The sequence below is a fragment of the Promicromonospora kroppenstedtii DSM 19349 genome, from assembly GCF_000515355.1.
Taxonomy (GTDB): domain Bacteria; phylum Actinomycetota; class Actinomycetes; order Actinomycetales; family Cellulomonadaceae; genus Promicromonospora; species Promicromonospora kroppenstedtii.
In genome coordinates, this window is record NZ_KI911656.1 from 91,825 (window position 1) to 101,676 (window position 9,852).

Annotated in this window: 9 protein-coding genes; 2 read left to right on the forward strand and 7 right to left on the reverse strand. The window is 70.7% G+C overall.

What is annotated here, in order from left to right; translation table 11 throughout:
- Positions 1–117, reverse strand: a 117-nt coding sequence (locus PROKR_RS37365; protein ID WP_036963100.1) for a DUF7218 family protein, incomplete at its 3' end; no start/stop codon positions are given.
- Between the two features lie 109 nt (positions 118–226).
- Here PROKR_RS37365 and PROKR_RS11160 point away from each other — a divergent pair.
- Together PROKR_RS11160 and PROKR_RS11165 are read left to right on the forward strand one after the other, a co-directional pair.
- On the forward strand, positions 227–790 hold the full coding sequence (locus tag PROKR_RS11160) for a dihydrofolate reductase family protein (RefSeq protein WP_036963101.1): 564 nt from the start codon (positions 227–229) through the stop codon (positions 788–790).
- 15 nt (positions 791–805) lie between these two features.
- Complete coding sequence (locus tag PROKR_RS11165; protein ID WP_084800376.1) at positions 806–1,966, forward strand: ATP-dependent DNA ligase; 1,161 nt, start codon at positions 806–808, stop codon at positions 1,964–1,966.
- Between the two features lie 66 nt (positions 1,967–2,032).
- Here the strand turns inward: PROKR_RS11165 and PROKR_RS11170 are convergent, their stop codons facing one another.
- The 6 genes from PROKR_RS11170 to ruvB all read right to left on the reverse strand — a co-directional run bounded on the left by PROKR_RS11170 (position 2,033) and on the right by ruvB (position 9,759).
- Positions 2,033–4,369, reverse strand: coding sequence for a RelA/SpoT family protein (locus PROKR_RS11170; protein WP_051432879.1), 2,337 nt, complete (start codon positions 4,367–4,369; stop codon positions 2,033–2,035).
- Between the two features lie 76 nt (positions 4,370–4,445).
- The gene (locus PROKR_RS11175; RefSeq protein WP_036963105.1) at positions 4,446–5,018 is read right to left on the reverse strand and encodes an adenine phosphoribosyltransferase; all 573 of its coding nucleotides are present in this window, start codon (positions 5,016–5,018) and stop codon (positions 4,446–4,448) included.
- A 23-nt stretch (positions 5,019–5,041) separates the two neighbouring features.
- Positions 5,042–6,133, reverse strand: a complete 1,092-nt coding sequence (gene secF, locus PROKR_RS11180; RefSeq protein ID WP_036963107.1) for a protein translocase subunit SecF — start codon at positions 6,131–6,133, stop codon at positions 5,042–5,044.
- Positions 6,133–8,046, reverse strand: coding sequence for a protein translocase subunit SecD (secD, locus tag PROKR_RS11185; RefSeq protein WP_245605796.1), 1,914 nt, complete (start codon positions 8,044–8,046; stop codon positions 6,133–6,135). Before secD ends, secF begins: the two co-directional genes overlap by 1 nt.
- Before the next feature lie 81 nt (positions 8,047–8,127).
- Complete coding sequence (gene yajC, locus PROKR_RS11190) at positions 8,128–8,559, reverse strand: preprotein translocase subunit YajC (protein WP_036963109.1); 432 nt, start codon at positions 8,557–8,559, stop codon at positions 8,128–8,130.
- A 144-nt stretch (positions 8,560–8,703) separates the two neighbouring features.
- Positions 8,704–9,759 carry a Holliday junction branch migration DNA helicase RuvB gene (ruvB, locus tag PROKR_RS34635; RefSeq protein ID WP_036963112.1) on the reverse strand — a complete coding sequence of 352 codons (1,056 nt, stop codon included), beginning with the start codon at positions 9,757–9,759 and terminating at the stop codon, positions 8,704–8,706.
- Between the last annotated feature and the right edge of the window lie 93 nt (positions 9,760–9,852).

Below are 9,852 nucleotides of genomic sequence, written 5' to 3' on the forward strand. Positions count from 1 at the left end.
GGTGTTCGCCGCGGCGTTCGCGATCCGCGCGGACTTCTCCTTGGAGCTGCCCTCGTCGCGGAGCTTCTCGTACAGCTCCTTGTCCTTGACGCTCGGTCCCGGGTCACGCTTCGGCATGGTCACTCCTCCCGACGGATGAACCTTCACCCTCCACGATCACGCGATCTCACCCCGCTCGCACCCGCGCGGACCGATGAGTTCGGCTGGGCACGGGTGTCGGACCGGCATGGGAACGCTGCGCTACACCGCGAACATGTCCGCGGACGGGTACACCGTCGACGCCGAGGGAAGCTTCGACTTCGCTCGGCCGACCGACGAGATGCTCGCGTTCGTCAACGAGACCGAGGCCGACTCCGCCGTCTACGTCCACGGCCGGCGCATGTACGAGACGATGGTCTACTGGGAGACCCACGAACCGGGGCCCGACCCGAACCCGCACGCGGACCGGTACGCGGAGATCTGGCGGGGCGTCGACAAGGTCGTCGCGTCGTCGTCGCTCTCGCCGGACGCCGTGACGTCGGCCCGGACCCGGCTCGTGCGCGACCTGCAGCCGGGCGAGCTGCGGCGCATCGTGAACTGTGCGCCCGGCGTCGTCTCCATCGGCGGGCCGACCGTGGCCGCCGACTTCATCCGGCAGGGTCTCGTGGACGACTTCCGGTTCGTGGTCTACCCCGAGGTGGTGGGCGGCGGGCTGCCTGCGCTGCCCAGGGACGCGCGGCTGAGCCTACGGCTGGTGGAGAGCCGAACCTTCGACAGCGGGTGCGTCTACCTGCGCTACCTCCCACGCTGAGGCAGGCTCGTACCCGTGACAACTCTCAACCTGCCCGTGCAGCCCCCGGTCCGGCCGATGCTCGCCAAGAGCGTGCCGTCGGTACCCGCCCAGCCCGCCGGCGACGACGCCGGCCCCGCGTACGTCTACGAGCCCAAGTGGGACGGCTTCCGTGCCATCGTCTACCGCGACGGCGACGAGGTACGCATCGACTCCCGGAACGCCAAGCCCATGGAGCGCTACTTCCCGGACGTCGCCGCCGCCGTCCGCGAGGCCCTGCCTGAGCGGTGCGTGGTCGACGGCGAGATCGTCATCGCACAGCGGTCCGGCCACGGCGCCGCGCACCTCGACTTCGAGCTGCTGTCCCAGCGCATCCACCCCGCGGAGTCCCGCGTGCACATGCTCGCCGAGACCACCCCGGCCGCGCTCGTCGTCTTCGACGTGCTGGCGCTCGGCGACGAAGACCTCATGGACCGTCCGCTCACCGAGCGGATCGATGCCCTGGACGGGCTGGGACTGACCGGCCCGCTCGTGTTCGCCACTCCCCGCACCCTGGACGCCGCGGTGGCCACGGAGTGGTTCGGCTCGTTCGAGGGCGCGGGCCTGGACGGCGTCGTCGCCAAACCTGCGGACGGCCCCTACGCCCCCAACAAGCGCGCGATGCTCAAGATCAAGCACACGCGCACCGCCGACGTCGTGCTGGCGGGCTATCGCCTGCACAAGACGTCGACCCCGGAGGCGCCGCTGCTCGGCTCCCTGCTGCTGGGGCTGTGGGACGAGACCGACGAGGGCCCGCGGCTGCAGTTCGTCGGCGTCGCGGCGTCGTTCTCGGCGACACGGCGCGCCGAGCTCATCGCCGAGCTCGCGCCGCTGGTCGTGGAGCCGGGCACGGACGCGGCCCAGGAGCACCCCTGGCAGGGCTGGACCGACCCCACCAAGGCCGAGGCGGGCGACCGCCTGCCCGGCGCGCAGTCGCGCTGGAGCTCGGGCAAGGACCTCTCGTTCACCCCGCTGCGGCCCGAGCGCGTGCTGGAGGTGGGCTACGACCACATGGAGGGTTCCCGGTTCCGCCACACGTCGCAGTTCAAGCGCTGGCGCCCCGACCGCGAGCCGGAGTCCTGCACCTACGAACAGCTGGAGGAGCCGGTCAGCTTCGACCTGGGCGAGCTGCTCCCGGGCGCGCCGGGGACGGCCTGACCCGGCGTGCCGGCCCAGGTGTCGGACGTACAGGCCACCGGAGTGACCTGTAGGTCCGACAAGGGCTCACACCGGGAGCTGCGGCCGCTCGACCGGCTTGGTGCCGGTGATGCGGTGCACGTCGAACACGCCCTCGACCTTGCGGACCGCCGAGAGGACGGTCGCCAGGTGGGCGGGCTCCGCCATCTCGAAGATGAACCGCGAGACCGCGAGCCGGTCGTCCGACGTCGAGACGAAGGCCGACAGGATGTTGACGTGGTTCTCGGACAGCACGCGCGTCACGTCCGACAGGAGCCGGGACCGGTCCAGCGCCTCGACCTGGATCTGCACGAGGAACATCGTGTTCGCACCCTGCGTCCACTCGACCTCGACCAGCCGCTCGGGCTGCTTGCGCAGGCCGTCCAGGTTCACACAGTCCGTGCGGTGCACGCTCACGCCCTGGCCGCGGGTCACGAAGCCCACGATGTCGTCGCCCGGCACCGGGGTGCAGCACTTGGCGAGCTTGACCCACACGTCCGCCGACTCGGAACCCTTGAGCATGACGCCCGGGTCGCCCGACCGCACGCGCCGGGCGGTCAGACCACCCGGCCGGGCCGCCTCCGCGACGTCCTCCTCCGCGCCGTCCGCGCCGCCCAGGGCCTTGACGAGCTTGTCGACCACGTGCGCCGAGGAGATCTGCCCCTCGCCGACGGCCGCGTACAGGGCCGAGACGTCCTGGTAGTTCATCTCGTCCGCGACCCCGACCAGGGTCTCGTGCGACATGAGGCGCTGGATCGGCAGGCCCTGCTTGCGCATGGCCTTGGCGATCGAGTCCTTGCCGGTCTCGACGGCCTCCTCGCGGCGCTCCTTGGTGAACCACTGCCGGATCTTGTTGCGCGCGCGCGGCGACTTCACGAACCCGAGCCAGTCCCGGCTCGGCCCCGCCGTCTCCGACTTGGAGGTGAGGATGTCGACGACGTCGCCGTTCTCCAGCGGCGAGTCGAGCGGCACCAGTCGCCCGTTGACGCGGGCGCCCATGGTCCGGTGCCCCACCTCGGTGTGCACCGCGTACGCGAAGTCGACCGGCGTGGCGCCGCCGGGCAGCGCCATGGCCGAGCCCTTCGGCGTGAAGACGTAGACCTCGTCGCCGCCGATCTCGAACCGCAGCGAGTCGAGGAACTCCGCCGGGTCGGCGGTCTCGCGCTGCCAGTCCACGAGCTGGCGCAGCCAGGCCATGTCCTGGTTCTTGGGGTCGTTGCCCCCCGCCGCCGGCGTCTTCTCCTTGTACTTCCAGTGCGCCGCGACGCCGTACTCGGCGCGGCGGTGCATGTCGTGCGTCCGGATCTGGATCTCCACGGGCTTGCCGCCCGGGCCGATCACCGTCGTGTGCAGCGACTGGTACATGTTGAACTTCGGCATCGCGATGTAGTCCTTGAACCGGCCGGGGACCGGGTTCCACCGCGCGTGCATGGCGCCGAGCGCCGCGTAGCAGTCGCGCACCGTGTCCACCAGGACGCGCGTGCCGACGAGGTCGTAGATCTCCGCGAAGTCGTGACCGCGCACGATCATCTTCTGGTAGATCGAGTAGTAGTGCTTCGGCCGGCCGGTGACCGTGGCCTTGATCTTCGCGCTGCGCAGGTCCGACTCGATCTGGCCCTTGACCACACCGAGGTACTCCTCGCGCGCGGGCGCCCGCTCGGCCACCAGGTGCACGATCTCGTCGTACACCTTGGGGTACAGGGTCTGGAAGGAGAGGTCCTCCAGCTCCCACTTGATCGTGTTCATGCCCAGCCGGTGGGCCAGCGGCGCGTAGATCTCGACGGTCTCGCGGGCCTTGCGCTCCGCCGACTTGGACGGCACGTACTTCCAGGTGCGGGCGTTGTGCAGCCGGTCGGCGAGCTTGATGACCAGCACGCGGATGTCCTTGGCCATCGCGACGACCATCTTGCGCACGGTCTCGGCCTGCGCGGCGTCGCCGTACTTGACCTTGTCCAGCTTGGTGACGCCGTCGACCAGCAGGGCGACGTCGTCGCCGAAGTCGTTGCGCAGCGTGTCCAGCGCGTAGTCCGTGTCCTCGACCGTGTCGTGCAGCAGCGCGGCCGCGATCGTGGTGCCCTCGAACCCGAGCTCCGCCAGGATCGTGGAGACCGCGACGGGGTGCGTGATGTACGGGTCGCCGCTCTTGCGCATCTGCCCGCGGTGGGCCTTCTCGGCCACCACGTAGGCGCGCTCGATCAGGGCGACGTCGGCCTTCGGGTGGTTGCTGCGGATCGCCTGCAGCAGCGGCTCGATCGCCGCCGGGGTGCCGCCACCGATGCTGCGCACGCCCAGGCGCACCAGCCGGTTGCGCATCCGGTTGCCGCCCGGAGGGGTCGGCGGGTTCTTCTCGGGCACCGGAGCGCGTGACACCGTGTTCTCCGCCATGTACGCGCCTCCTTCCCCGGGACGAAACCCGGAGTCGACAGTCTAGCCCTGGACCTCTATGCGCCGTCCGACCCGGTCATGGACCGGACGGGGTGTCCACCCGCAGGAGAGTATCGACGTTGTGGCCCTGGAGCCTGTCGCGGCCGTGAAGTGCCTCGAGCTCGATCAGGAAGGCGAGCCCCGAGACCACGCCACCGCACTGCTCCACCAGCTCTGCCGCGGCCGCCGCGGTACCGCCCGTGGCGAGAACGTCGTCAATGATGAGAACGCGCGCACCGGGGGTCAATGTTCCCGCACGCAGTTCGATGGCCGCCGAGCCGTACTCCAGGTCGTAGGAGACGCTGTGGGTGGGCGGCGGCAGCTTGCCGGCCTTGCGCAGAGGCAGGAAGCCGAGGCCGAGCGCGTGCGCCACCGGCGCGCCGAGCAGGAAGCCGCGGGCTTCCATGCCGGCCACGACGTCCACGCCGTCGGCCAGCGCGAGGCGTGTGAAGGCCTCCACGACGTCGGCCAGGCCCTCGGCGTCGGCCAACAGGGGCGTGATGTCCTTGAAGAGGACACCGGGAGAGGGAAAGTTCGGGACGTCCGCGATCAGGTCGCGAACGCGCGTCGCCCTCTCCGGCACCAGGCCGGAGAGGGCGACGTCGGTCATGTCGTCTGCCACAAGGCGTGAGCCTACCGGCGACGCCTGGGCTGAGCCGACTGTCCCTGGTGGTGACCCGGGACGAGCTGGGCCGAACCGGACGCGGCAGCGGCCAGCTGGCCCTCGTCCGCGCCCTCGGCCACGAGGCCCGCACGCAGGTCCATGACCTTCTTGGTGTGCTCGGCGATCTTGGGCTCGCGCTCCCGCAGCGTCACGTCGAGCGGCGTGGCGAAGAAGAGGGACGACAGCGCGCCCGCCGCGATGCCGACGAACAGCGACAGCGAGATGTCCTTCAGCGTGCCGGCCCCCAGCAGGAAGCCACCGACGAAGAGGATGCCCGCGACCGGCAGCAGGGCCACCACGGAGGTGTTGATGGACCGGACCAGGGTCTGGTTCACCGCGAGGTTGGCGCGCTCGGCGTAGGTGCTGCGCGTCTGCTCGGTCACCGCGGCGGTGTTCTCACGCACCTTGTCGAAGACGACCATCTTGTCGTACAGCGAGAAGCCGAGGATGGTCAGGAAGCCGATGATCGTCGACGGCGTGACCTCCCAGCCGATGACCGCGTAGACGCCGGCCGAGACCAGCACGTCGGCGAGCATCGCCACGATGGCCGCCACCGACATGCGCCAGGCGCGGAAGTAGATCGCCATGAAGACCGCGGCCGCCAGCACGAACACGATGGTGCCCCACAGGGCCCGCATGCTCACGGACTGGCCCCAGGTCGGGCCGATGAAGTTCGACGTCACCTCGGTGACGTCCACGCCGTACGCGTCGGCGAGGGCCTGGCCGACCTGGTCGGTCTGCTCGTTGTCGAGCTGCGAGACCTGCACGCGGACGGCGTTGGCGCCGACCTGGCTGACGTGCGGCTCCTCGCCCGGGGCGACGGTGGCGACCGCGTCGATGGCGACGTCCTCGTCCGTGGTCGAGGTGCCGGACACGGTGAACTCGGAGCCACCCCGGAAGTCGATGCCGAGGTTCAGGCCCTGGAGGCCCAGGACGAGGATCGACGCCACGGAGAACAGCCCGACGATCGAGTACCAGAGCCTGCGCCGCTGGACGATCGGGTACGACCGGCGACCGGTGTAGAGGTCGTTACCCCACTGAGCAAAGCCACCCCGCGCCATCAGTGCTTCTCCTCGTTCTGAGCCTGCTGGGTCGCCTCTGCGGACCCTGCGGCAGCCTTGCGCTCGGCGGCACGCCGCTCGGCGATCGTCATCCGGCGGCCGTCGTCGGCCGTGCGCGGGGCGGGAGTCACGGACTGCGCCGTGACCAGCTCACGCTCCGGCTCGGACGCGGCGTGGTCGGGGGCGTCCGACACCCCGGCCGACGGGGCCGAGATCCGGCCGGCGCCCCGGTACCGCGGCGTCACCTCGATCCGGTCGGGGGACAGGCCGGAGGCCTTGTGCCCGTCGCGGAAGAACGGCACCTTGGCAAGCAGCTCCATGACCGGGTGCGTGAACCAGATGACCACCATGACGTCGATGATCGTGGTCAGGCCCAGGGTGAACGCGAAGCCGCGCACACCACCGACGGTCATGAAGTACAGGATGACGGCCGACAGCAGGTTGACCGCCTTGGCGGCGTAGATCGTGCGGCGGGCACGGACCCAGCCGCGCTGCACGGCCAGGCGCAGGGACCTGCCGTCACGTAGCTCGTCCCGGATGCGTTCGAAGTACACGATGAACGAGTCCGCGGTGAAGCCGATGGCCACGATCAGACCGGCCACGCCGGGCAGGGACAGGCGGTAGCCGATGCCCCAGCTGAGCAGCGCGATGACCACGTAGGTCATGGCGGCGGCCACGACCAGCGAGGCCACGGTGAGCAGGCCGAGCGTGCGGTACTGGAACAGCGAGTACACGACGACCAGGGCCAGACCGATCAGGCCGGCGAAGAGGCCGCGCTGCAGCTGCTCGGAGCCGAGCGTCGCGGAGATCTGGTTCTGCCCGTCGACCTGGAAGGTCAGGGGCAGGGAGCCGAAGTTGAGCTGGTTGGCCAGGGTGGCGGCCGACTGCTGCGTGAACGAGCCCGAGATCTCCGGGCGCCCGTCCGTGATGACGACGCCGGGGCTCAACGATGGCGCGGAGATGACGAGGCCGTCCAGCGTGATCGCGAACTGGTTGCGCGGGCTCTCCAGCGTGTTCAGGCGCTGCGTCGACTCCCGGAAGAGCTTGGTGCCCTCGCTGTCGAGGTCGAGCTGCACCGCCCACTCGTTCGTGACGGTGCCGTTCGCACCCGACCGCAGGCCCGAGCTCGCGCTCGAGATCGCGGTGCCGTCCACCTCGACGGGGCCGAGGACGTACTTGGCAGCGCCCGTGGCGTCGCACGTGACGAGCGGCAGGTCCGGACGGTCGCCGCCGCCACCCTCGAGGTTCTTCGGGTCGGTGCAGTCCAGCTCGTCGAACCGGGCCTGGACCGACGGCGTGATCTGTGCCAGGTCCGACGGGTCCGTCGCCGCCTCGACCGCCTTCTGCTGCTCGGCGATCTCCTTCTTGGTCAGCTGGCCCCCGACGGGCGCGTCCTCCTCGGCGTCCCCACCGTCGGCCTGGGCGCCGTCGCCCTTGCCGTCCGCCGAGGCCGATGCCGACGGGCTGGCCGAGGGCTGCGTCGTCGGGGTCGGGTTGCCGATGGTCAGGACCGGGCGGAACTTCATCTGCGCGGCCTTCGAGATCAGCGCGACGGTCTCGTCGTCCACCTCACCCGGGATCTCGACCACGATCTGGTTGTTGCCCTGGCTGGCGATCTCGGCCTCGGTAACGCCGTTGGCGTCCACCCGCTGCCGGATCACGCCGATGGCCTCTTCCATCGCCTCGGGGGTGATCTCGGAGCCGTCGGAGGTCACCGCCTTCAGGAGGACCTGGGTTCCGCCCTGGAGGTCGAGGGCCAGACCGGGTGCAAGGCTCGCGCCGTCCGGGTTGTCGCTCGACTTGCCGTCGAGCTGCCAACCTGCCAAGAGGGCGCCGAAGGGCAGCAGGATCGTCAGGATCGTGAGGAGCACGATCGTGCGAACCGGCCGCGAGCGCCGGGTGTCAGTCGCCAACGTCTGTCTCTTCTCGTGTGCGCGCCGGGCTACGTCCGGAGCGGGTAAGGCGCCGCCCGGGGTCACCGGACGGCGCAGCCGTCACTTGCCGTCTGCGTCGGCGTCCCGTCGCTGCTGGTCCCGGTACTCGCGCTGGGCGGTGTCGAGGCTGGACAGGTCGTCGGGGACGTCGGTCGCGTCGGGGCTGATCGTACTTCCCGTTTCGCTCTTTGCTGTGACGTCGGACTCATCCGCCGTGATGTCGGTGTCCTCGTCGTCGGCGACGGGCTCCTCGACCTTCTTGGAGATGGCGGCGCGGAGCCACGTGGTCTGGCTGCCCGGGACGGACTCGATGGTCACCTGGTCGGCCGACTCGTCGACGTCGACGACGGTCCCGATCATCCCGGAGGCGGTCATGACCTTGGTGCCGACCGTGAGGTTGTTCCGGAACTCCGCCGCCGCGCGCTGCTGCTTGCGGGTGCGGGAGGACATGAAGAACATCGCCACGAGGAGGATCGCGACGAGAATAAACATTTCCACGGTGAGGTCCCTGTTCGATTGCTGTGTCGGATGTGCTGCGCACGTTCGGTGGCGCAAGTACGACGAGGATCCAACCCAGTGTAGTGCTCGGGCACGGATCCTCGGGCTCCCCACGGTAGGGGCACCACCTGGACAACGTCAGGGAGCGGTCAGAGTTCCCGGGTCGGCGGATCCGGGCGGTGTGAGTCCCAGGTGCTCCCAGGCGGCGAGGGTCGCGACACGACCGCGCGGGGTACGGCCGACCAGTCCCTCGCGGACGAGGTAGGGCTCGGCGACGGTCTCGACGGTCTCGGCCTCCTCCCCCACGGTCATCGCGAGGGTGGACAGGCCCACGGGCCCGCCGCCGAACCGGGTGCACAGCGCGGTGAGCACCGCGCGGTCGAGGCGGTCCAGGCCGATCGGGTCGACCTCGTAGACCTCCAGGGCCGACTTGGCCGCGTGCAGGTCGAGCTTCCCGTCGCCGCGCACCTGCGCCCAGTCGCGCACACGGCGCAGCAGGCGGTTGGCGATGCGCGGCGTGCCGCGGGAGCGGCCGGCGATCTCGTGGGCGGCGGCGTGGTCGAGGTGGACGCCGAGCAGCCCGGAGGAGCGCAGGATGACCCGCTCCAGCTCCTGGGGCGAGTAGTAGTCCATGTGCCCGGTGAACCCGAAGCGGTCGCGCAGCGGGGCGGGCAGCAGGCCGGACCGCGTGGTGGCGCCGACCACGGTGAACCGGGGCAGCGCGAGCGGGATCGCGGAGGCGCCCGCGCCCTTGCCGACCACGACGTCGACGCGGAAGTCCTCCATGGCGACGTACAGCAGCTCCTCGGCGGGGCGTGCCAGGCGGTGGATCTCGTCGATGAACAGCACGTCGCCCTCCTCCAGGGAGGACAGGACGGCGGCGAGGTCGCCCGCGTGCTGGATGGCGGGTCCGCTGGTCAGGCGCAGGTGCGACTCCAGCTCGCCGGAGATGATCATCGCCAGCGTGGTCTTGCCGAGGCCGGGCGGCCCGGACAGGAGCACGTGGTCGGGCGGGTTGCCGCGCGCGATCGCGGCCTGCAGCACCAGGGAGAGCTGGTCGCGCACGACCTGCTGCCCCACGAAGTCGTCCAGCCGCTTGGGGCGCAGGGCGGCCTCGGCGGCGCGCTCGATCTCGTCGGCGCTGGGCGCGACGATCCGTCCCCCGCCCTCCGTCTCGGTGGAGACCTCAGCCACGGTGGCCCCCCAGGAGGCGCAGCGCGGCGCGCAGCGTCGAGGCGACGTCGTCGGCCGCCACGGCGTCGGTGCCCGCCTCGGCGAGGACCTTGG